Annotated in this window: 20 protein-coding genes; 17 read left to right on the forward strand and 3 right to left on the reverse strand. The window is 43.8% G+C overall.

From position 1 onward, the window contains the following. Positions 1–2: 2 nt before the first annotated feature. On the forward strand, positions 3–971 hold the full coding sequence (locus LAJLEIBI_RS03500) for a sugar ABC transporter substrate-binding protein (RefSeq protein WP_006444873.1): 969 nt from the start codon (positions 3–5) through the stop codon (positions 969–971). 22 nt (positions 972–993) lie between these two features. After that, positions 994–1,980, forward strand: coding sequence for an ABC transporter permease (locus LAJLEIBI_RS03505; protein ID WP_006444874.1), 987 nt, complete (start codon positions 994–996; stop codon positions 1,978–1,980). Between the two features lie 4 nt (positions 1,981–1,984). Here the strand turns inward: LAJLEIBI_RS03505 and LAJLEIBI_RS03510 are convergent, their stop codons facing one another. The 3 genes from LAJLEIBI_RS03510 to LAJLEIBI_RS03520 are packed head-to-tail and all read right to left on the reverse strand — an operon-like array spanning position 1,985 to position 6,007. Then, the gene (locus LAJLEIBI_RS03510) at positions 1,985–3,487 is read right to left on the reverse strand and encodes an ATP-binding cassette domain-containing protein (protein ID WP_006444875.1); all 1,503 of its coding nucleotides are present in this window, start codon (positions 3,485–3,487) and stop codon (positions 1,985–1,987) included. Between the two features lie 9 nt (positions 3,488–3,496). Then, positions 3,497–4,396, reverse strand: coding sequence for a sensor histidine kinase (locus LAJLEIBI_RS03515; RefSeq protein WP_147570525.1), 900 nt, complete (start codon positions 4,394–4,396; stop codon positions 3,497–3,499). Between the two features lie 15 nt (positions 4,397–4,411). After that, positions 4,412–6,007 carry a response regulator transcription factor gene (locus LAJLEIBI_RS03520; RefSeq protein ID WP_040435954.1) on the reverse strand — a complete coding sequence of 532 codons (1,596 nt, stop codon included), beginning with the start codon at positions 6,005–6,007 and terminating at the stop codon, positions 4,412–4,414. Between the two features lie 264 nt (positions 6,008–6,271). Here LAJLEIBI_RS03520 and spoIIID point away from each other — a divergent pair, with 264 nt between their 5' ends. The 15 genes from spoIIID to LAJLEIBI_RS03595 all read left to right on the forward strand — a co-directional run bounded on the left by spoIIID (position 6,272) and on the right by LAJLEIBI_RS03595 (position 22,057). Beyond that, entirely contained in the window at positions 6,272–6,562 is a 291-nt protein-coding gene (gene spoIIID, locus LAJLEIBI_RS03525; RefSeq protein ID WP_006444879.1) for a sporulation transcriptional regulator SpoIIID, read from the forward strand. A 50-nt stretch (positions 6,563–6,612) separates the two neighbouring features. After that, positions 6,613–7,854: an ABC transporter substrate-binding protein gene (locus tag LAJLEIBI_RS03530; protein ID WP_050765566.1), complete on the forward strand. Its 1,242-nt coding sequence runs from the start codon at positions 6,613–6,615 to the stop codon at positions 7,852–7,854. Continuing rightward, entirely contained in the window at positions 7,851–9,572 is a 1,722-nt protein-coding gene (locus LAJLEIBI_RS03535) for a sensor histidine kinase (protein ID WP_006444881.1), read from the forward strand. The genes LAJLEIBI_RS03530 and LAJLEIBI_RS03535 overlap by 4 nt, the downstream gene beginning before the upstream one ends. Beyond that, the gene (locus LAJLEIBI_RS03540; protein ID WP_006444882.1) at positions 9,569–11,089 is read left to right on the forward strand and encodes a response regulator transcription factor; all 1,521 of its coding nucleotides are present in this window, start codon (positions 9,569–9,571) and stop codon (positions 11,087–11,089) included. Before LAJLEIBI_RS03535 ends, LAJLEIBI_RS03540 begins: the two co-directional genes overlap by 4 nt. A 193-nt stretch (positions 11,090–11,282) precedes the next feature. Next, entirely contained in the window at positions 11,283–11,513 is a 231-nt protein-coding gene (locus LAJLEIBI_RS03545; protein ID WP_006444883.1) for an HPr family phosphocarrier protein, read from the forward strand. 127 nt (positions 11,514–11,640) lie between these two features. After that, positions 11,641–13,002, forward strand: a complete 1,362-nt coding sequence (locus LAJLEIBI_RS03550; protein WP_006444884.1) for an MATE family efflux transporter — start codon at positions 11,641–11,643, stop codon at positions 13,000–13,002. Between the two features lie 86 nt (positions 13,003–13,088). Continuing rightward, positions 13,089–14,636, forward strand: coding sequence for a glutamine-hydrolyzing GMP synthase (gene guaA / locus LAJLEIBI_RS03555; protein ID WP_006444885.1), 1,548 nt, complete (start codon positions 13,089–13,091; stop codon positions 14,634–14,636). Positions 14,637–14,942: 306 nt separating this feature from the next. Beyond that, positions 14,943–15,266, forward strand: a complete 324-nt coding sequence (locus LAJLEIBI_RS03560; RefSeq protein ID WP_170254058.1) for an RNA-dependent RNA polymerase family protein — start codon at positions 14,943–14,945, stop codon at positions 15,264–15,266. Positions 15,267–15,389: 123 nt separating this feature from the next. Continuing rightward, positions 15,390–15,611 carry a hypothetical protein gene (locus tag LAJLEIBI_RS03565; RefSeq protein ID WP_006444888.1) on the forward strand — a complete coding sequence of 74 codons (222 nt, stop codon included), beginning with the start codon at positions 15,390–15,392 and terminating at the stop codon, positions 15,609–15,611. 53 nt (positions 15,612–15,664) lie between these two features. Next, the gene (locus tag LAJLEIBI_RS03570; protein ID WP_006444889.1) at positions 15,665–16,690 is read left to right on the forward strand and encodes a ParA family protein; all 1,026 of its coding nucleotides are present in this window, start codon (positions 15,665–15,667) and stop codon (positions 16,688–16,690) included. Next, positions 16,690–17,295 (forward strand): HEPN domain-containing protein, encoded by a 606-nt coding sequence (locus tag LAJLEIBI_RS03575; RefSeq protein WP_006444890.1) that lies wholly within the window; start codon positions 16,690–16,692, stop codon positions 17,293–17,295. Before LAJLEIBI_RS03570 ends, LAJLEIBI_RS03575 begins: the two co-directional genes overlap by 1 nt. Positions 17,296–17,601: 306 nt before the next feature. Then, complete coding sequence (locus LAJLEIBI_RS03580) at positions 17,602–18,552, forward strand: DUF4062 domain-containing protein (RefSeq protein ID WP_006444891.1); 951 nt, start codon at positions 17,602–17,604, stop codon at positions 18,550–18,552. Between the two features lie 473 nt (positions 18,553–19,025). Next, the gene (locus tag LAJLEIBI_RS18890) at positions 19,026–19,433 is read left to right on the forward strand and encodes a KilA-N domain-containing protein (protein WP_006444892.1); all 408 of its coding nucleotides are present in this window, start codon (positions 19,026–19,028) and stop codon (positions 19,431–19,433) included. A gap of 201 nt (positions 19,434–19,634) precedes the next feature. Further along, positions 19,635–21,053, forward strand: coding sequence for an SIR2 family protein (locus LAJLEIBI_RS03590; protein ID WP_006444893.1), 1,419 nt, complete (start codon positions 19,635–19,637; stop codon positions 21,051–21,053). A 392-nt stretch (positions 21,054–21,445) separates the two neighbouring features. Then, complete coding sequence (locus tag LAJLEIBI_RS03595; protein WP_006444894.1) at positions 21,446–22,057, forward strand: TIR domain-containing protein; 612 nt, start codon at positions 21,446–21,448, stop codon at positions 22,055–22,057. The last annotated feature ends 67 nt before the right edge of the window (positions 22,058–22,124 follow it).

A 22,124-nucleotide genomic window follows, 5' to 3' on the forward strand; every position in this document is an offset into this window, starting at 1 on the left:
GTATGCCGGGAAAAATCACACGTGTCTGTTTCGTGATATGCTTAAGCTGCTTTTTGGCGGCATGCTCTTTTGCGGGCAGTTTGGGAGAAGATACTGCACATAAAGAGAAAACTGCTAAGGGAATGAAGATCGGCGTCTGTATGTCGGATATGACACATACGACTTTTATTGAAATGCTGGATCAGATGCACAGGAAGGCCGACAAACTGGGAGTGGAGATCATCGAGTTTTCATCGGACAGCGACCCGGGAAATATGGTGGAAGGGCTGGAAAATTTTATTGCGGCGGGATGTGATGCCATAATTTTTCAGAATTTTGATCAGGACGCCAGCGAGTATGTCGTAAGTGAAGCGGTAAAAAAGGGTATCATAGTGATCTCATACGACAATTACAGTGACGCGGCAACGTACGTATATGTGGCGGACAATGAGAAACTCGGGTTTGCCATCGGGCATATGGCAGGGGACTGGATCAATGAAAACCTGGGCGGCAGGGCGAATGTCGCGATCTGTGACTATTCACTCATAAATTTTCTGAACAACAGGGCGGATTATATTGAAGAAGGAATACGGGAGCGGGCGCCGGAGTCTAAAATAGTGGCGAGGCAGGATGCGGGGCTGCTGGACCAGGGGGTGAATTTTGGCGAGATACTGCTGCAGGCGCACCCCGACGTCAACGTAGTCGCGGGGGTAAATGACAACGGGGTACTCGGGGTAAAAGAAGCGTTTGAATCAGCCCACAAGACGGGCCCTTCCATTGCGATGTTTGGCTGTGACGCGACAGAAGAAGGGATAAAGGCGATCAGGGAAGACAGCGTCTTTCGGGGGACAGTCTACTTTGACCTGAAGCAGGCAGGCGAGGATATGTTTATGGCGGCAGTGAACGCATACCTTGGAGATCCAGGCGAAAAGAGAGTGGTGACATTTCAGATGGTTCCGATTATGAAGGATAATCTGGACATCGTGAAATAGACAGCGGCATCGGAGGCGGAATATGGAGCGAGAAGGAAAAGTGAAGAAGGCAGTAAAAATGCTGAGCAGATGGATCGCCCTGATGGCGATCGTCGTTCTCATGTCACTGCTTGAATCCAGCTTCAGTACATTTGATAATGTTATGACGATATTCAGGCAGACGTCTATGCTGACAATTATGTCAGTGGGGATGCTCTTTGTCCTGCTCACCGGCGCCATTGATCTGTCGGTCAGCGGGATCTTGTCATTTGTCGGTGTGTTCACGGCTCTTGCCGCGACAAAGATGGCGCTGCCTCTGCCGGCCGCGGTATTTCTCGGACTCGTCTGCAGCGCTCTGTTTGGCCTTCTCAATGGTTTTATTGTGACGAAAACAAGGATTCCCGCCCTGATCGGGACACTTGCCATGCAGCAGGTGATCCTTGGCATATCCTATACGATCTGCGGCGGCAAGCCGGTATATGGCATATCGCCGTCTTTTAAGCAGATCGCGCGCGCTATGCTTTTCGGGATCATTCCCATTCCGATCGTGATCACGGTCGTCGTACTCGCGCTCGGTGAATTTCTGCTGAAAAAAACGTATCTCGGCCATTATTTTTATGCGGTTGGAAGTAATGAAGAGGCCACCAGACTGTCGGGCATCGATACGGATTCTGTCAGGATCGCGGCGTACACGATGAACGGCTTTCTGGCCGGGGTCGCGGGTATCATCATGCTGGCCAGAGTGAACTCGGGCCAGCCAAAAGCCGGGTCAGGGTATGAGATGGAAGTATTGACTGCGGTAGTCGTGGGCGGGGTGAGGATCACCGGCGGCGAGGGCCGGATATCTTCTGTTATTGTCGGTTCGCTCATCATGGGCTTCCTGTCAAACGGTATGGTGATTCTTGGATTTAACGAATATTACCAGATTTTGATCAAAGGTCTTGTGCTGCTCTTTGCGGTGGGGATCGACAGTATGCAGAGGACCGGAGCAGGAGGGCGCAGAAAAAAGATAAAAAGTTATAAGGCGTAAGCGGTCATTTCATATCTATGAGAAGTTCAAACAGGTCGATGGAAAGAGCCTCCTCCCTCGACAGGACGACCGACCGTCCCTGTTTCGATATGATCACAAGTTTGCTGCAGAGTGTGAGCAGCTCGTATATGTTGTTGGAACGGATGAGTATGCCCATTTTATGCTCCGCCATTTCGTGGATCAAAGCAAATATAGACTGCTGGAGCAATGGGTCGGCATATATGCCGGGAAATTCGATGTACGAAAAATTCGCTCTGTGAAAGAGCCATTTGTGAAAAGCTGATTTTTTCTGAGTGGCTTCATCTGTGTCCTTCAGTTTTGTTCTTCTGGACCATCCGGTCTCTTTCCCGTACCATTTATCTAAAATATGCTCCATATAACGTGAAAAATCAGCATTGATACAACCCATTTTAGAAGTTGGCCTGTAAATGAGAAGCAAATAATTTTCCAGTATGCTTTTTTCGGGATATGTCGCCTCCGCCGCGGCATTCTGCGGAATTACGACCAGTTCTTTGCCGGGATCATATAATTCGGCTTCCCAGCCGCTGTCTGTTTTATAGTATTTATGTTTCAGTCTTTTGCGTCTTAAATTGACGGAGACGATCAGCTCCGCCAATTCTTCCGGTATCGAATTTTCTAAGGAAAAGATCCCGACAGTCTCGCTCTCACTGACACTGAGCCGTACAGGCTGCAGGCAGGAACTGCCGTAGTATGAAAACCGGATCACCGGTCTTCCTGCTTTGATGAGAGGGGTAGAAGAGGCGGAAGTATGCCTCGGTCCCAGCAGCATCCGCATCAGATTTTTCCTGTCGAAGCTGTCGGAATACATCGTTCCCGCGTTTCTGCCGTCGCGGAGTATAATGATCCGGTCCAGGTACTCGGCCATATAATCTATGGAATTGCACACATAGATCACGGATATATTTTTTTCTTTCAGCTTGTTAATGAGAACGGACAGCCGCCGGAAGTCTGTCTCCATATAGGAGTATCCGATCTCGTCCAGCATAATGATGTCTTTGCCTGCATAGACGAGCTTTGCGATCTCAATGAGATGTCTTTCAAAGGGGGATAATTCATTTAATTTTGCCGCGGGTGTGATCAAGTCGTCAATACCGAGGTCTTCTAAAAGTACGGCGATCTCGGCGTTCAGAGAATTGTCATCGATGAGCAGGCTTTTTTTCCTGCCGGTACGCCTGGAGATCATGAGATTTTCTTTGATCGAAAATCCCGGCATCAGTGTTCCGGTCTGTCCGACATATCCGATATCCAGACACGGCTGCAATGGGGGCAGAAGCTGTGTGACGCGGGTTTCACTGCGGTATATGGAGCCGGAAGTGATGCCTGCCTGTTCCCTGAGAATGCGCACAAGAAGTTTTACTCCCGAGTTCAGGATACCAAATAACCCGAGAAACTCGCCCTGCAGAAGATGGAAGGATATGTTCCGCAGAGAACCATAAGTATTAGAAGTAAGATAGATGTTGTTTAGTCTTAGAACTTCTTTTCGCATGGAGGATACCTACTTGTTTTCTTCCTGATATGCCTGTTTTGGCATCGTTATATGTACCGTTGTTCCAACCATCGGAGTGCTCTCGAGAGCAATGCCGAACGAATCTCCGAACAGCAGCTGAATCCGTCTGTGTATATTGGAGAGGGCAATGCCGGTGGTCCGTTCTGAACCCGAAGCGGAAGTGTCGGCCTGCAGATCGCGGTGTATCATTTCGAGCTGTTCGTAATCAATGCCTTTTCCGTTGTCGCTGATCGACAGAAGAATCCGTTTTTCTGTCTCTGTCACTCTGATGGTGATCTTACCGCTTGTCAACGTCTCCTCCAATCCGTGGTAAATAGCGTTTTCCACGATGGGCTGTATCGTCAGCTTCGGTATTGCCTGATTGTTAATGGTGTTTCTGTCGCCGTCGATCATGAATGAAATGGAGAACCGTTCGCCAAACCGGAACTGCTGGATGTGCAGATAGTTGCTTATGTTTGCGAGCTCGTCTTCCAGCGGGACGACATCGCCGCCCCGGTTGATATTGTACCGGAAATAGGCGGCCAGGGCTTCCGTCATCTCGGATATCTGCAGAGCGTCATCCAGTTCCGCCTGTGCCCGTATGCTTTCCAGCGTATTGTACAAAAAATGTGGATTGATCTGGCTCTGAAGGGCCATAAGCTGCGAGCTGCTGTTCAGCTCGTCTTTTCGGTAACTGATCATATAATGCTTTTTATACAGATAGAGCAGTTCATCTAACTGCGTCTGGAATGTCATATGTGAATTGGGGGCAGCGTCGGAAAACGTCCCGTTTTTCAGTGATAAAAGAGTATGGCGCATATACCGGTCTCTTCGTATGGCAGGGAGAGAGAGGAAAAACAGAAGACAAAGGAAGATGGATATGACGCATAACAGTAATACCGTATTCAAATGAAGATTCCTCCTTTAAAGTGAATGATGAAACTTTTTATAGTCCAGAGGCTTTAGTCCCACTTTTTTCTTAAAGATCTTAGAAAAATACTTTACATCCGGGTAACCGACTCTTTTACATACTTCGCTTAAGGGAAGTTCTGTCAGAAGAAGTTCCTTTGCTTTTTCTATGCGAAGTGCGATCAGGTAGTCGAGATAGTTGCTGCCCGTCTCATTTTTGAATAAGGTGCTGAAGTAATTCGGCGTCAGATGAACATGGTCCGCCACGTCGAGGAGGGTGAGCGGCTTGTCGATGTGGGCGGAAATATATTCCTTCGCGTTTTTGATGGGCAGCATGTCCACATTTTGCTTTGCCGATACAATATGTGACAGCAGCCCGGACAGAGTGTCCATAAAGGCTGAATCCATGCTCTGTTCTGTTTTTGCGGTCAGAATGACCTTATACAACGCATCGGTATTTACTTCATTCAGATAGCTGTATTTGGAAACATAGTCTTCCAGAGTTTTATAAAGGGTGAGCAGGATATCAATTTTGTATTTTGGATGAAGCGTCTGACGGCGGGATTGTTCGAGCAGCCGGCCGAACGCCGTCAGAAGGGCTTCCATGTCGTCTGCTTCCAGATATTTTATCACGGTTTCCGCCTGCATGGGGGCGAGCGGGGCGTCCGGGTATGACAGAGTATCGGCGAAAATGATGCGGCCGTTACCGATTCTGATCCGGCATTTGAGGGCGTCGGCTGCCAGCGCGGCAGCGCCGGGAAGTTCCTGTATACACTTGGCGGGCGGGCTTACGGCGAGAGAAAAGCGGAGGTCTCCCTGCCTGTCAAGCATCTGGTTGATCTCGCCAAATACATGAGCCACACTGTTTTCCAGATCCGTATTCTGCGGGTCGTAGTTGATGAGCCAGAATAAAAGCCTGTCTTCTATGTAATATTCTTTTTCAAACAGCCGGCCTGCATAGAATTTGTTAAGGATATGGATGATGTTATCCATTGCTCCGGCCAAAGTTGAACTTAAGTAATCTGTACGTTCGTTTCCGCTGTCAAGGACACCGGTAAATACTTGAAAGCGTCCTTCGCGGAATGCATATAAAAAACGGCGGTTACATTCTTCTATGGAAGTCAGAGTGATACCGTCGTTCCTGCATAAGGCTTTCAGAAGAGAATGCCGGATGCCCAAAGTGGCGCTTGGGAGAACATTGTGCGGTTTATCAGAGGAGCCGCCGGCATTTTCCGCGCAGTCCAGCGACTGAATGATTTTTGTCAGGGAATTCAGAAAATCCTGCTTGTTGATCGGCTTAAGGAGGTAGTGCCTGACACCGTAAGAAATGGCGCTGTGCGCATATTCAAACTCACGGTAGCCGCTTATGAAGATAAAGTCGCAGTTGTTGCCGGCGGCCCTTACCCGCTTCACAAGCTCAATGCCGTCAAATATGGGCATGCGGATGTCGGTCACAACAATGTCGGGAGATTCTTTTGAAATGATCTCAAAGGCGTCTTTTCCGTTGTTGACCGAAGCGATCACCTGCAAGTCTAATCCGCTTTTGTTGATAAACTTCTCTAACATTTTACAAACTCTGAATTCATCATCTACCACGAGAATTTTGTACATAACATGGCTCCTTATCGTATCGGTTTCACCGCGCAAACGCAGGCTTTTTTCAACCTGGGCAATATCTCTTATGAAGGGTCGGCAGTTTGACATTTGTAATTTATTCTATCATATGCACCGGTAAATAACAAGTAACGGGCATGCCGGGGAGCGGTTCTTTCCCATAAGCCTTGCGCCTCCCCAGCCGACGCAGGGGAAAAATTGCGAATAAGCCCCTGTTTCCGTGCATAGATTGTAAAAACAAATTATGCAGGGGTTATTTATATGAAAGATTATATTCAGGAACGGGCAGTAGAGATCGCGTACTATATCATTGAACATCAGGCTACAGTGCGGCAGACGGCAAAGCAGTTCGGCGTCAGTAAATCTACCATACATAAGGATGTGACCGAGCGGCTCTTACAGATCAACCCGGCTTTGGCCAACCAGGCGCGCAAAGTGCTGGACATGAACAAGTCGGAACGCCACATCCGCGGCGGAATGGCTACGCGGGAAAAATATCTGCACAGCCGCCACGACGAGGGACAATGCGTTCACAGTGAAAGTATGGTATAATACATACATATTCTGAAACGGGCTTGTATACGAATGAAGGAGAAACGGCATTGAAGAGAACAGGAAAACCAGCATCTGTAATTCTGGTCTGCCTGCTTTTGGCTGCGCTTGCAGCAGGCAGTATTACGGGATGTAAAAAGGAAGAGAAGGCTGAGGCAGAGAAAAAAAGAGAGATCGTCCTGTGGCATTACTGGGACCTTCCGCAGCAGAGGAGAACGCTGGAAGATCTTGTGTATGATTTTAATCATTCCCAGGAGGCCATCCGGGTGAAGACAAGGTATATACCTGACGCTGATTTTAAAAAGGAGCTTGCGCTTGGCATGGCCGACAATAAGACGCCGGACATTGCGCTCGTTGATTCTGTTGATTTCCGGTATTTTAATTCTATGCAGCCGTTTGTGGATCTGACAGATGAGATCGGGGAGCTCGGGCAGTACCTGCCTGCGGCGGTGCAGCCTTGTACGGTGGAGGGACGCGTGCTCGGACTTCCGTCCGGGTTAAATTGTACCGGTCTGTTCTACAATGCCGCTCTGTTTGAAGCGGCAGGATTGTCCGTTCCCGGAACGTGGGAGGAGTTCTACGAGGCTGCCCGCATTCTCACGACGGACGATATATGCGGGTATGCCCAGATCGCTCTGCAGGGAGAGGAGAGTCTGTACGCGTTTCTTCCGATCCTGTGGTCTATGGGAGGGGATGTGGATGCAATAGACTCTCCGGAAAGCAGACAGGCCTTTGAGCTGCTCGGCACGATGGCCCGCAGCGGCTGCCTCGGCAAGGAGAGTATCAGTCTGACCGGTTCAGATCTGGCGGGACAGTTCGCGGACGGCAAAGTGGCTATGATGTTCAACGGTATCATGATGGCTGATTATATCCGAGAGCAGAACAATGCGCTTGACTTTGGGGTGACATATCTGCCGGCAGACAAAGACAGGGTGTCCGTAGTGGGCGGCGAGATCTTCGGTGTTATGAGCGGAGACAATGAGGCGGCATCCATAGAATTTCTGAAATATATAAGTGAGAAGGACAGGCTTGCTTCCTATATAGACGGCCTGGGACTGCTCGCCCCGAGGCAGGATGTCATGGACGGGCAGTTTGCGGACGATGTGCTCATGCGTCAGTGCGTGGATATCTTCCAGACAGCGAGGATGCGGGAAATAAGCACGGAATGGCCGAGAGTATCCGCCGTGGCGGCGGATGCCATCGATGAAGTCATCGTGGGCGGCAGGAGTGTGGATGAGACACTAAAGGAGGCTGCCGGCGCCATCCGGGATATCAGGGAGGGCGTGCGATGAAAAGAGAGAGAACGCTGCGGCAGAAGCTTACCCCCTTCTTTATTCTGGCGGTGGCTGTACCGATCGTCATATTCGCGTGTCTGTCCATGTACAGGCTGGAACAGAGCATGCGGGCAAGCCTGGACAGACAGATAGACGGTAACCTGAACAAGGCGGACCAGTGTCTCGATATGGTCCTGGACAAGTACGGTACGCTGCTCTATGATCTGTGCACGGATGATGAGGTCATATCACTCGTGGAGGAGATCAACAGGGACCAGGACGGGCTGGAAGTAAACAGCAATTACCTCAGGCGGAGGCTGAGCCACATATGCAACCGCAATGACGGCATAGAGGGCATCACGATCATAACGGCGGAAGGCAGAGCCATCTATTACGATCACCTGTCGGCCTCCTCTGTGAGCAGTTCCTGGGCGGCTGACGTCGCGCCGCCCCTTATCACGCACGGCGCGGTATATGAGGGGATGACAGAGCCTGTGTCCTCAGGCGGGGATGAAGTATATATGTTGCGCATAGCAAGGCGGCTCGTGAATTATGAAGATATACATAAAGAGACCGGCACGGTTGTGATGAGCATAAATGAGAGTCTGCTCACAGAGGCGCTGGATGCGTGGGATGTGGCGGAGAACTATCTGCTTTGTGATAACGTGGTGATCAGCGCCCGGGATAACAAAGATATCGGAAAAACAGCAGAAGATATCAGACGGGACGGATACGAATATACTTCTGCGGTGAATGAAACGACCGGATTTACCATTTACAACCGGCAGTCGCTCAAAGCGTATCACGATACACTGTATGAACAGGGGGGGTTCTGGCTGCTCATAACGGCCGCTCTGGCAGGCGGTGTCTTTGTGCTTGGCTATGTGCTTACAAGACCGTACCTGAAAGAGATCGACACGATAGCGGCGGCCATGAATGAAGTGGAGCAGGGCAATTTTCAGACTGAGGTTGCGGTCAATGAGAAGATGCCGGTGGAGATACGCAAGATCAGTTCCGGCTTCAATGAAATGGTTCAGCATATCGAGATGCTCATTGAGCAGGTGAAGGCGGCCATACTGGAGCAGAAAAATGCAGAGCTGTCCGCGCTGGAGGCACAGATCGATCCCCATTTCCTCTATAATACGCTGGACACGATCAACTGGAAGGCGATCGAGAGGGGAGAGTTTGAAATCAGCGAGATGGTGGGCGCACTGGCGGATATCCTGAGGTATACTGTAAAGAACGCCGGAGGGGAGACATCGATAGAACAGGAATTGTACTGGCTGCGTCAATATATCATACTGCAGAGCACGAAGGAGGGAAAGGAGATCCGGGTAACGCTTGACGTGCCGGATGAACTGAGAGGATGCCGCATTCACAAGCTGCTTTTGCAGCCCTTTGTGGAAAATGCGGTCAAACACGGCATGAAGCACAGAGAAGGGGAGTGTAAGATCGATATATCCATGCGCAGTACGGACCGTCAGATCCACATTATGATCATGGATAACGGAAACGGCATGACTGCCTCCACGCTGGCGAAGCTGAACTCCGGAGCATTTGAGCGTGATAAGGAGTATTTGAGCAGCCATCTTGGGATCGCCAATGTCAGAAAGCGGCTCAGGTTATATTATGGAGAACAGGCAGATATTTATTTTGAGAGCAGACTGGATAAATATACGAAGGTACACCTGTTTATTCCGGCGGTGGCCGCCCTGGAAGGAGGAACACACATATGAGAATAGTAGTTGTAGAGGACGAGGCGCCCATAAGGAACGGTATGAGCAGACTGCTTCAAAAGATCAATTCTGAGTATGAGCTTGCGGGCACGGCTGATAACGGCCTGCAGGGGCTGGAGCTGATCGAGCGGGTGAAGCCGGATCTCGTTATTCTGGATATTCATATGCCGGACATGGACGGGCTTACGATGCTTGCCAAAGTACGGGAAAAAGGAATCAGCTGCAAGGCGATTGTCCTGTCGGCATATTCAGACTTTTCCTATGCCAAGATCGCCATCGAGCTCGGCATTGAGAATTATCTGCTGAAACCGATCAAGATACCGGAACTGAAACGGGCGCTGGAGCAGGTGGAGAAAACGATCATAGAGGAGCAGAGCAAGGAAGAGTTTTTTACCCTTGAAAATATATTTTACCGCAGTGTGACCGGGCAGTTTATATCGGACAGGCAGACAGATATCACGCTGGAAAAGCATTTTCGCATTATGCCGGACGAGGAGATCGTTGTCTTTCTCGTAAAGCTTAGCGGCTGCTACCCGGTCTATCACGACACAGTCAGGTCGCTTCTGGAAGAGACGGGGATCCATAACGGTACGTTCTCCTCGTGTCTGCTGGAGTTTGAGGATAAGGAAGGTATCATCATGCTTCTCTATAAGATGGACGATCAGGATGAGCTGCGGCAGTATTTTCAAAAAGCAGTGATGCCGATGCTCTGCGGACAGGTAAAAGGCAGTTTCGCAGCGGTCTGGAGAGCGTGTGAGGGACTGGCGGGAGTGAACCCGGCGCTGGAGAATATGAGGGAAGATCTGGAATGGAATCTTGTCCTCGGCCGGGAAGTGCTCATCAGCAGAGAACGGATCGGGCAGGCCGAGGCTGTGCCGGTGAAATATCCTGTGGAAATAGAGACGCAGGCCAGACAGGCCATCGTGTCAAATCATAGGGAGGAATTTGACGCGTGTACGAAGCGTCTGAGGGAATATTTTCTGGCAGATGTCCATTTTCCAAAAGAAATAAAGGAGGCGTGCATCCGCTATTGTATGGCCATATATCATACGGCCAAGGAGGCCGGCAAAGTGTCAGAGGATACATCTGCCCAGGATATCATGAATCTGATCACTCAGGCATACACGTGGGAACAGATAGGGAAAGCATACGGCCTGTTCTATAAAAGCCTCAGGTTCCAGAGGGAGGAAGAGGCCACAAGTCTTATGGTGCAGCGCGCGGGACAGCTGATGCAGGAATATTACAATCAGGGGATAACACTGGAAGAGATCGCCCGGAAGCTCTGTGTGTCAGAAGAATATTTAAGCGCACAGTTTAAAAAGGAGACGGGTAAGACATTTACTGAGACGATACGGGGATACCGGATAGAGAAAGTAAAAGAGCTGCTGCTGCAGACTACGCTGAAGCTGAACCAGATCGCAGATCTGGCCGGATATACGGATCCGAAATATATGAGTAAGGTATTTAAAGATGAAGTCGGAGTGACACCTGCCGAGTATCGGAAACTGAATAATTAAGGCAGAAGTTTGTCGGAAATTGGACAAATACTGCTAAAAATTTCCACCTTTTTGAAAAATTTCCCCCTTTTTAATGAAACAATATATGGTAACATGGCAATAATTATAATGAACATATGGACTAGATATTGAATGGCTTATTGAACGTCAGACGTTTGATGAGCATAGATTAAAATGGTAAGGAGAGATTATTATGAGCAGAAAGACAGTGGTATTTCAAAGACCTGACGATGTCCTGGACTTTGTCAATAAGGTGGGCAAGTATCCTTTCGATATGGATATGAAACGCGGCAGATTCATTGTGGACGCGAAGTCTATATTAGGCCTTATGAATCTCGGACTGAAGAATAAGATCGAGCTCCAGGTTTATCATGACAGTTGTGATGAACTTTGGCAGGATATCGAAAAATACATTGCAGCGTAAGGTTGCTCTTGAATGAGGAAACTCCTCGGCGTATAATATATAGTTATCGGGTCATCAATGACCGGTAAGTATATATCTGGCGGACCATTTATGTCCGGCAGGGTATGCAGTGAGGAGTTTTTTTATTATGAAAAATGAAGTAAAGACAGACAGAAGCGGTTATCTTTTTGACAACAAAGCGCTTCTGGCATTGATCATTCCGCTTATCATCGAGCAGCTTCTGGCGGTGCTCGTCGGTATGGCGGATTCTATTATGATTGCAAGTGTCGGAGAGGCGGCCGTATCCGGCGTTTCCCTCGTAGACCAGATCATGGTGCTGCTCATCAATCTCTTCGGAGCGCTCGCCACAGGCGGCGCGGTCGTTGCGGGACAGTACCTCGGACAGAAAAATCAGAAGCAGGCATGCAGGGCGGCCACACAGCTCGTGTGGTTTATCACTGTCAGCGCGGTCGTCATAACGGTGATCGTGTACGCATGCAAGTTTTTTATCCTTCACGGTGTCTTCGGCAGGATAGAGCAGGACGTCATGGGCCATGCCAATACATATCTGATGATAGTGACCGCGTCGATCCCTTTCATGGCGCTGTATAACGGCGGAGCCGCCATCTTCCGCGCCATGGGAAACTCTAAAGTATCCATGCAGGTATCGATCGTAATGAACATCATAAACGTAGCGGGAAATGCTCTGCTGATCTACGGGTTCCACAGAGGAACGGAAGGTGTCGCCATCCCGACGCTCGTCTCCCGTATGGTGGCCGCGGTGCTCATCATTGCTCTTCTTGTAAATCAGACGAGGACGCTGCATATAGAAAAGACACTGCGCTACCGGCCGGACTGGAGGCTTGTGAAAAAGATCCTGAGTATCGGGATCCCGAACGGTCTGGAAAACAGTATGTTCCAGCTCGGAAAGATACTCGTGCTGAGCCTCGTGTCTACGTTCGGCACCTATGCCATAGCGGCCAATGCGGTATCCAATGCCGTGGCGCTGTTCCAGATACTTCCCGGCATGGCGATGACACTGGCGGCCACGACCGTCATTGCCCGCTGTGTGGGGGCGGGAGACTATGAACAGGTCCGCTATTATAATAAGAAGCTGATCATGATCACCCACATCTGCATGGTTGTGACGGTTGGGGCCATTTTCCTCATACTGCCGTTTATTTTAAAGGCATATCATCTGTCGGATCTGACGGCTGGCGTCACAAAGCAGATCCTGTATTTCCACGGGATCAGCGCAATACTCATATGGCCGGTATCCTTTATCCTCCCGGCCACGTTCCGGGCGTCGGGGGATGCAAAGGCGTGCATGTACATCTCCATTTTGTCCATGTGGATCTTCCGTATCATATTCAGCTACATTCTCGGCAAATATATGGGACTGGGCGTATTCGGCATATGGGTCGCCATGGTTATCGACTGGATCTTCCGTGTAATCTGCTTTGCTATCCGGTATTTCCGCGGAAGCTGGAAGAAAAAAGCAATCGTATAATGTGCCTAAAGTTGTACGTTACCCTTGTAAATGCAGAGGGGCTCGTATATAATTGAAAAATAGTTTAGACATAGGAGGAACTTCTTGTGAAGAGAGAATTAGTAATTGTGATAGATTTCGGCGGCCAGTATAACCAGTTGGTGGCGCGCCGTGTCAGAGAATGCAATGTATATTGTGAGATCTATTCTTATAAAACAGATATTGAGAAGATCAAAGAGCTGAATCCCATGGGGATCATCCTGACGGGCGGCCCGAACAGCTGCTATATGCCGGACTCACCGACTTACAGCAGAGAGCTGTTTGAGCTTGGCATCCCGGTGCTTGGCCTCTGCTACGGCGCGCAGCTTATGATGCACGTGCTTGGCGGCAAGGTGGAAAGCGCGGATGTCCGAGAGTACGGCAAGACAGAAGTGCTGATCGACAAGAAAACGTCCAGAATATTTGACCAGGTCTCATCCCCGACCATATGCTGGATGAGTCATTTTGACTATATATCCAGGACAGCTCCCAGATTTGAAATAACAGCCCACACGGCCGACTGTCCTGTGGCGGCGGCAGAAGATGAGGCGAAGAAATTATATGCCATCCAGTACCACCCGGAAGTGCTTCATACGGTGGAAGGCACAAAGATGCTCTCCAACTTTGTGCACAATGTATGCGGCTGTGCCGGCGACTGGAGAATGGATTCCTTTGTGGAAGAATCCATCCGTTCGATCCGGGAAAAGGTCGGAAGCGGCAAGGTGCTCTGCGCCCTGTCCGGCGGCGTGGATTCCTCTGTGGCGGCAGTCATGCTCTCCAAGGCGATCGGCAGCCAGCTTACGTGTGTGTTCGTCGACCACGGCCTGCTGCGCAAGAATGAGGGCGACGAGGTGGAGGCAGTCTTCGGACCGGAAGGCCACTACGATTTGAACTTCATCCGTGTAAACGCGCAGGAGAGATTTTACGAAAGACTTGCCGGAGTGTCAGAGCCGGAAGACAAAAGAAAGATCATCGGGGAAGAGTTCATCCGTGTGTTTGAAGAAGAAGCCCGGAAAATAGGGGCCGTTGATTTCCTCGTGCAGGGAACCATCTACCCGGATGTGGTGGAGAGCGGGCTCGGCGGTGAGTCTGCGGTCATCAAATCTCATCACAATGTAGGAGGACTGCCGGACTATGTTGATTTCAAAGAGATCATTGAGCCGCTGCGTGACTTGTTCAAGGATGAAGTCCGCAAAGCAGGCCTGGAGATGGGCATTCCGGAATACCTCGTATTCCGCCAGCCGTTCCCGGGACCAGGGCTTGGCATCCGTATCGTCGGCGAAGTTACGGCCGAGAAGGTGAAAATGGTGCAGGACGCCGACGCCATTTACCGGGAAGAGATAGCCAGCGCCGGGCTGGACAAAGGCATCGGCCAATACTTTGCGGCGCTGACGAATATGAGAAGCGTCGGGGTTATGGGCGATGAGAGGACGTATGACTATGCAGTGGCGCTGCGGGCCGTGAATACGATAGACTTTATGACCGCGGAGGCGGCGGAGATCCCGTGGAGCGTGCTGCAGAAGGTGACGAGCAGGATTATAAATGAGGTGGATCATGTGAATCGGGTTATGTATGATATTACCTCGAAGCCGCCGGGGACGATAGAGTTTGAGTAAAACTTATTCATTAGAGAAAAGCCCGTTGTACCGCTTGATAATCAGACGAAAACTGGCTGAATATTTGGACTTACCTACGGATTATTTTACAGAAAATCATGACTATAAATATAATGAATTTTCAAAACCAAATGGAGACGGCGAAAGACATTTCACTGAACCACTAGAAGATTTAAAGATTATTAAGAAAAAAATTGTAAATTACTCAAACGAATAGAAACACCAGAGTGGGTGATGTCCGGGAAAAAATCTTATAGTTATATCACTAATTCAGAAACACATTTGCAATATAAATTTATCAAAACAATGGATATTTCAAAATTTTATGAATCAGCACAGCGAAGTAAAGTATATAAAATGTTCATTCAAACATTTAAAATGGAACATGATATTGCATGGATTATGACTGAAGTGGTAACATATAATGGAGTATTACCAACGGGGAGTCCTTCTAGCCAGCTTATAGTGTATTGGACATATTGCGATCTGTTTGATATGATTAACAACTTGATAAAACAATATTATTGTCATTTTTCTCTTTACGTAGACGACATGACTTTCTCGTCTCATAAACCCATTTCTTTAAAGTTAAGGGATGAAGTGGCGATTATTAAAAAAAGCATGGATTAAAGGCAAAACCACAAAAAGATCATTATTATCAAGCGAAGGATTTTAAGGTGGTTACTGGTGTTGGAATAAGGGATGGTAACAAGATTGTTCTTAACGGTAAACGCAAAAAAATCATAGACATATATGAAGAATGTAAGAAAAATCCTGATATATATAATTGAAAAGCTGGGCGGAACATTATGTTCCCGGAGGCAAATTGAACTTAGTATATTTCCTGAAATATATAATTACATTATACATTATAATGATGAATTAAAGAGCTTGTCAAAAGATAGATTTTATAGGGCTCAAAGAATAAAATATTTTAAGGAATGCAAAAAAAGAGAACATGCAAATTTATCATAAATTAAAGGTTTTGAATGTTTAATTAATCTTGTACAAGACGAAAAGGAGTTATTATGGCAAAAATAGTAGAGTTGTTTAATCATAAAGGTGGGGTTAGTAAAACAACAACAACCTTTCATTTAGCATGGAAGCTATCTCAACAAGGTAAAAAAGTTTTATTAGTAGATGGAGATTCACAATGCAATTTGACAGGAATGTTTTTGGGTGAAACATTTGATGAATATTATGTTAATGAAGCTACAAAAAATATGAATTTGAAAGATGCAGTAAAAGTTGCATTTACTGGAAGACCCCAGCCTATTGAGGCAATAGAGTGTCCTATTCACATTAAAAATCCAAATTTATATATAATACCTGGACATATGGATTTATCGGAATATGAATCGTCATTAAGTCTTGCTTTAAACAGTAATAACGCAATAGTAACATTGCAAAATTTGCCGGGTTCTTTTTATGAGCTGATAAAAAAATGCTGTGAAAAATACGGGATTGACTATGTATTTATAGATATGAATCCGGGACTAAGTGCAATCAATCAGACTTTCTTTTCATATGCAGATGCATTTATTGTACCTGCAAACCCTGATCCTTTTTCAACGATGGCACTAAAAACTTTAAAACAGACATTGCCAAAATGGAAAAGATGGGCATTACAGGCAAAAGAAATGTTTAAGGATTCTGCATATCCATTGCCGGAATGTGAGATGAAATTTATAGGAGAAATCATCCAGAGATTTAATTTGAGAAATCATAAGGCAGCAAAGCCATATACTGGCAAAATAACTGAAATTAAGACTTATATAGAAACAGAATTTGTACGTGAACTAGAAAAATATGACATGGTATATGACATATCATCCTTGATTCAAGCTGGTGTACTCACAGATAGATGTCTTGGAGAAATCCCTGAGTTTGGCGCGTTAATACAAAAGGCTAATGAAGCTATGCTTCCGGTATTTGATTTATCAAAAGAGGATATGGGAACGGTGGGAAATGTATATGACAGTATGGAAGAAAAAAGGGAACTTTTTAATGATATGTATAAAAAAATTGTTAAAGTGATTATGGAGTTAGTGTAATGTTGATTGCATATAAAAGATTTACCGATTTGGTAAATAACACGCAGAATGTTGGAGTTCTGTATGAATATATAGAGAATACGATGAAAGCTCCTGTTGATACAAGCGACTTATTAAGATGGCAATGGATTCAGTGCATTTCAGTGTTTGATAAATTTGTTCATGATATTGTACGAATAGGAATGGTTGAGATATTTCAGGGAAATAGGATTTCTACACCAAAATTTAATGATTTCCAAATAGATTACCAAACATATGAAAATATAATTAACAATCCTTTAATAGCAAGTACAGTATTTGAGCAAAGAGTAATACTTAAACATAGCTTTTTGGCGTTTCAAGATCCGGTCAAAGTTGCAGATGCGTTGTCTTATATCTGGAATGAAAACGATAAATGGGGAAAGATTTCAGGGTTGATATGCATGAATAAAAAAGACTGCGTGACTTTTTTGAAAAATGCAGTCATTCGTCGAAACCAAATTGTTCATGAGAGTGATTACACGGATGCACTTTCAAGACGACAAGACATTTATGCCCAAGATGTAGTTGATATACGAAATTATACTTTAAAGGTAGGTGGAGCAATTTATAATTGCGTAAAATAAAACATAAAATGTTGCAGATGCTTATAGCACGAATTATTGATAACAATGCAATGATAACACTAGTGCGTATAGTACATAGAAACAAGACAGTTGGAGAAAAATAAAATCAAATAGAGCCAACCCACCTATACAAAATTGTATAGAATCAATTTTGATTTTGCGAGTTTGAATAAGAGAAATTTCATATGATTTATTTTATATGGCAGGTAGTCTATAAGGTTGCCTGCTATATATGTGTTGTTTCTAAATATAGATATTATTAAATTGTTTTGTTGTTAACTTTACATTTAAGAAAGGATAAAATTAATGGAGAACATAAAGTATCAAGTTTTTATAAGTTCTACATATTCTGATTTGATGAACGAGCGAAAGCAAGTGCTAGATATTTTGCTTATGGCAGATTGCATTCCAGCGGGGATGGAAAATTTTGTTGCAACAGATGACGAACAGTTTAATGTCATAAAAAAAGTAATTGATTTATGTGATTATTATGTCCTGATTTTGGGGCGACGCTATGGGTCAGTGAATGAGACAACAGGGATTAGTTATACTGAGATGGAATATAACTATGCAATAGATAAAGGAATTCCTGTTCTTGTGTTTGTATTGGATGATTCGGTAGAAATTGATAATGAAAAAAAGGAAAAAGATGATATAAAAAGAGGAAAATTGGCTGAATTTAAAAGTAAGGCTATGAGAAATAGATTGGCAAGTATTTGGAGAGATCAATCAGAATTAATGGGAAAAGTTGCGATTGCAATTATGCAGGCGAAAAACGAAATAAAGCGTCCCGGATGGCATAGAGGAAATGATGTGGAAAGGGAAAGATTATTAAAAGAAATTGATTTGTTGAGAAAAGAAAATGAAGATTTACGAAAGGGCGTAGAGTTACATGACAATAAGCCAATAGATTTTAATGGTATATTTTATGGTAAGGAGATAACCTTGCACTATACAGAACGAGTTTATGTTTTTACAAAGGATACTGTAATTCATGAGAAAAACGTGGTTACGACACTCGATAAGCTGTATCAATTTGTTTCATTGAGAATTACTGGTATTAAAAAACTATCAGAGTTTCAGGAGGCAGTAAGTGGATTTGTGTCAGGATATTATGTAGATACTCAAGATGCACTAATTGTTAGAAATAAATATGAACAATTAGGATTAATAAATAGTTTTGTTGGGAAAGACAATATTGAAATGATTGAAATGACAGATTTAGGTAAAGATATTATGAATAAATTAAATCAGTAAAGAAGAAGCATATAGCAGTAACATTTTGGAAACAGAAAATCAGTAAGCCAGAATAAATGATGTAATTGAAGTAAAGAACGGCGTGTATTTGCAGAAAACTTAAGCAAATATAATTAATTACAACAAAGGACACGCCGAGTTCGAGTAAAAGTATTTTTATATGAATTGTCTTGAATGGCAGGTAGTCTATGAGATTGCCTGCCATATTTACAATCTTTATATTGCAAAGTATTATATCTTCTGATAAAATAGAAATAGAACATATGTTTGAAAGCGCATTAAGTTTACGAGCATATTATTAAAGAAAATTGTCTGTGAGGGGAGGTTAAGAATAAATGAAAATATGAGGATTGATGATAATGGAACAGAAGTCTGGTGATAGGTAATGTTGTGAATAAAAATGCGTATATTTCTTTGACTGACATAGCGAAATACAAGAATCCAAATCATGCGTTTAATTTAACGCTTTAACAATGGATAATAGCAACGAATGCATAGGTATTACATCAAAATCAGGTAGATATGGTGGTACTTATGTTCATACAGAAATAGCATTTGAGTTTGCCTCATGGATTTCCCCAGAATTTAAACTCTATATTATTAAGCATTATCAGCGATTAAAGAAAGATGAAGCAAGTAGACTTGCAATTGGTTGGAATTTTAAGAGGGAACTTTCAAAAATAAATTATTGTATTCCCACATATGCGGTAAAGGAATTTCTAACAACACCCATATTATCTCCACAGGAGATGGCATATACATACGTTTCGGATGCAGATATTTTTAATATGGCATTGTTTGGAAAGACAGCGGCACAGTGGAGAAATGAAAAAGGGATAAGTGTAAAGATAGCTAATATTAGAGATTTTGCATCGGCGTAACAGTTAGTTGTACTTATCAATCTAGAAGATGCAAATGCCGATTTAATAAGACAAGAAGTGCCTAATTGGAACGTTTGAAGATATTGAGAGATAAGGCATATGGCAATTAGAACGTTTAAAAAAGAATCAAGAAACTGTTACTGCATTGAAACAAAACCTTATTTAAGATATATAAAAATAAGTAAGAGAGGAAGGGGTTATATGGCGACAAAAAAACAATTTCTTCGAGATTATATAAAGGCAATTAGAGATGGAAATGCAGCCGTGTTTGCAGGAGCAGGGTTATCACGATCTTCGGGATTTGTTGTGTGGAAAGAACTCCTTCGTCCTTTAGCAGAAGATATAGGATTGAATATTGATGATGAGTATGATCTCACGGCTGTTGCTCAGTATGTGAGAAATAAATCGGGAAATCGTGCGGCTATTAATTCAACTATACTTGATGCTTATGGAAAAGATGTTGCAAGGAATGAAAATGTTTCTATTCTTACAAGGTTACCGATTTATACGTATTGGACAACTAATTATGACCATCTTATTGAGGAAGGACTTCATGATGCTAATCGTAATTCAGATGTTAAGATAGATTATAAACAATTGTCTAATACAAAAAGAGATCGAGATGCTGTAGTATATAAAATGCATGGTGATGTAGATCATGCCGCTGATGCAGTTTTGACTAAAGACGATTATGCTCAGTATGAAAGGAATTATCCATTTTTCAGAAGCGTATTGCAGGGTGATTTGATATCGAAAACATTCGTTTTTATAGGTTTCAGTTTTGAAGATCCAAATCTAGATAGTATACTTGGACAAATCAGGTTATTGCTAGATGAAAATATTAGGAATCATTATTGTTTTGTGAAAAGAGTAAATCGAACAGATACAATGGATGATGAAAGTTTTGGCTATCAAAAAGCAAGACAGGATTTAAGAGAGGAAGACTTGAAACGATATGGTATTCAAACAGTTTTTATTGACGATTATTCGGAGATTACAGAAATATTAAGAGAATTAGAAAGTGCAGTTTTGGCAAATAACATTTTTATTTCTGGTAGTGCAGATTTTTTCGAGGGTGTTTGGGAAAAAACAAAGGTTGAAGAATTAGCATATAAATTGGCAAATCAACTTGTGAAAGAAGAGTTTAGGATAACATCTGGTTTTGGACTAGGCATAGGTTCAGCGGTTATAAATGGTGCGTTAGACGAAATTTATAGTAGTAGATATAAGCATATATCTGAACATTTGTGCTTGCGCCCATTTCCACAAGGAATAGTAGATGCAGAAGAATGTAAATCAAAATGGAAGAAGTATAGAGAAAATATTATAAAAGAGAATGGTGTAGTCATATTTATGCTAGGTAATAAGAAGGCTGACGGTAAAAAGTCAATAGCAGATGGATGTTTGCAAGAATATGAAATTGCTAAGAAAAATAAATGTGTGATTATACCAATCGGGAGTACGGGAGATGCGGCTGAAATCATTTATCATGAAATGAAGGAAAACAAGGCAGATTTCCCATATCTTGAAAAATATCTGGATATTCTTGGAACAGAAACGGATATAGATAAGATTTTAGGTGCTGTGACAGAGATTTTAAAAGCTAAGAGGATAGTATAATTTTATATATGAATATTGGAGAGGTGAATAATTTAGGAAAAGAATTTTTGTATCTTATTAAATATGCAGATGATCAAGTTGAAAATTTGACATCTAGAGAAAATCAACAGTTAGAGATATGTTGAATAGTTTGAGGGAAAGTTAGATTCGACCGACAAAATTTATAAAGGAGAAAGGGATGAGATTTTGATATTAAAACAATTGATAATCAATATAAGGGATTTGAATATATGACAATCTATCCGTACATTGCTCATTATAATGGAACTGAAAACTACAGAGATAGTAGACTAGTTTCGAAATATTATTATATTTGTACCCGTGGAATGGACGATATAAATTATATTACACCTTCTGCTGACTGGTTTAACAAAAGATAAAGAGGAGTTAAAATGGCGCATAAAACATTTATTTCTTATAAATATGACGAAGCTCAAAGATTGAGAGATGATATTATTGAAGCACTTGACGATGATGCAACATACTATAAAGGCGAAACAAGTGATTCTCCTGATTTGACAGATACCTCAACAGAAAATATAAAAAAGAATTTAAGAGATATGATGTATGATACATCAGTTACAATAGTGATTATTTCGCCTAATATGAAAAATAGTAAGTGGATTGATTGGGAAATAGAATATTGTTTGAAAGATAATACAAGAAAAGGTAGAACATCTCATACCAATGGAGTTGTTGGTGTAATTATGAAATATAATAGTGGTTATAGTTGGTTTAAAAGTACACATATAAATGATGATGGTTGTTCTTCCACCACATATGAGGAATCTAAAGTCTATGATATTATTAACAATAATCGATTTAATCAAAATCCGAAAAAATATAGTTGTGATGTATGTAAAACAGTAAATGCATTGACGGGCTCCTATATTGCATATGTTGATGAAGAAACTTTCTTAAGTAATCCTACCAAGTATATAAACAATGCGTATGACAAAAGTGAAAATGATGCGGAAGGTTATGATTTGACTAAAAAAAGATAACTAATACTGTGTTTTATTATCTACAGCTTTAGAGTGTGTGTTATCAATGCCGATAGCAAAATGATAA

The organism is [Clostridium] hylemonae DSM 15053 (genome assembly GCF_008281175.1).
Lineage (GTDB): Bacteria > Bacillota > Clostridia > Lachnospirales > Lachnospiraceae > Extibacter > Extibacter hylemonae.

Excerpts from the sequence above, each read along its gene's own strand:
- LAJLEIBI_RS03510 (WP_006444875.1), bottom strand. The coding sequence starts at position 3,487 with ATGCGAAAAGAAGTTCTAAGACTAAACAACATCTATCTTACTTCTAAT.
- LAJLEIBI_RS03545 (WP_006444883.1), top strand. The coding sequence starts at position 11,283 with ATGAGCAGAAAGACAGTGGTATTTCAAAGACCTGACGATGTCCTGGAC.
- LAJLEIBI_RS03580 (WP_006444891.1), top strand. The coding sequence starts at position 17,602 with ATGGAGAACATAAAGTATCAAGTTTTTATAAGTTCTACATATTCTGAT.
- spoIIID (WP_006444879.1), top strand. The coding sequence starts at position 6,272 with ATGAAAGATTATATTCAGGAACGGGCAGTAGAGATCGCGTACTATATC.
- LAJLEIBI_RS03500 (WP_006444873.1), top strand. The coding sequence starts at position 3 with ATGCCGGGAAAAATCACACGTGTCTGTTTCGTGATATGCTTAAGCTGC.
- LAJLEIBI_RS03565 (WP_006444888.1), top strand. The coding sequence starts at position 15,390 with ATGAAGAATGTAAGAAAAATCCTGATATATATAATTGAAAAGCTGGGC.
- LAJLEIBI_RS03590 (WP_006444893.1), top strand. The coding sequence starts at position 19,635 with ATGGCGACAAAAAAACAATTTCTTCGAGATTATATAAAGGCAATTAGA.
- LAJLEIBI_RS18890 (WP_006444892.1), top strand. The coding sequence starts at position 19,026 with ATGGATAATAGCAACGAATGCATAGGTATTACATCAAAATCAGGTAGA.
- LAJLEIBI_RS03550 (WP_006444884.1), top strand. The coding sequence starts at position 11,641 with ATGAAAAATGAAGTAAAGACAGACAGAAGCGGTTATCTTTTTGACAAC.
- LAJLEIBI_RS03535 (WP_006444881.1), top strand. The coding sequence starts at position 7,851 with ATGAAAAGAGAGAGAACGCTGCGGCAGAAGCTTACCCCCTTCTTTATT.
- LAJLEIBI_RS03520 (WP_040435954.1), bottom strand. The coding sequence starts at position 6,007 with ATGTACAAAATTCTCGTGGTAGATGATGAATTCAGAGTTTGTAAAATG.
- LAJLEIBI_RS03560 (WP_170254058.1), top strand. The coding sequence starts at position 14,943 with ATGGATATTTCAAAATTTTATGAATCAGCACAGCGAAGTAAAGTATAT.
- LAJLEIBI_RS03595 (WP_006444894.1), top strand. The coding sequence starts at position 21,446 with ATGGCGCATAAAACATTTATTTCTTATAAATATGACGAAGCTCAAAGA.
- LAJLEIBI_RS03570 (WP_006444889.1), top strand. The coding sequence starts at position 15,665 with ATGGCAAAAATAGTAGAGTTGTTTAATCATAAAGGTGGGGTTAGTAAA.
- LAJLEIBI_RS03575 (WP_006444890.1), top strand. The coding sequence starts at position 16,690 with ATGTTGATTGCATATAAAAGATTTACCGATTTGGTAAATAACACGCAG.
- LAJLEIBI_RS03540 (WP_006444882.1), top strand. The coding sequence starts at position 9,569 with ATGAGAATAGTAGTTGTAGAGGACGAGGCGCCCATAAGGAACGGTATG.
- LAJLEIBI_RS03505 (WP_006444874.1), top strand. The coding sequence starts at position 994 with ATGGAGCGAGAAGGAAAAGTGAAGAAGGCAGTAAAAATGCTGAGCAGA.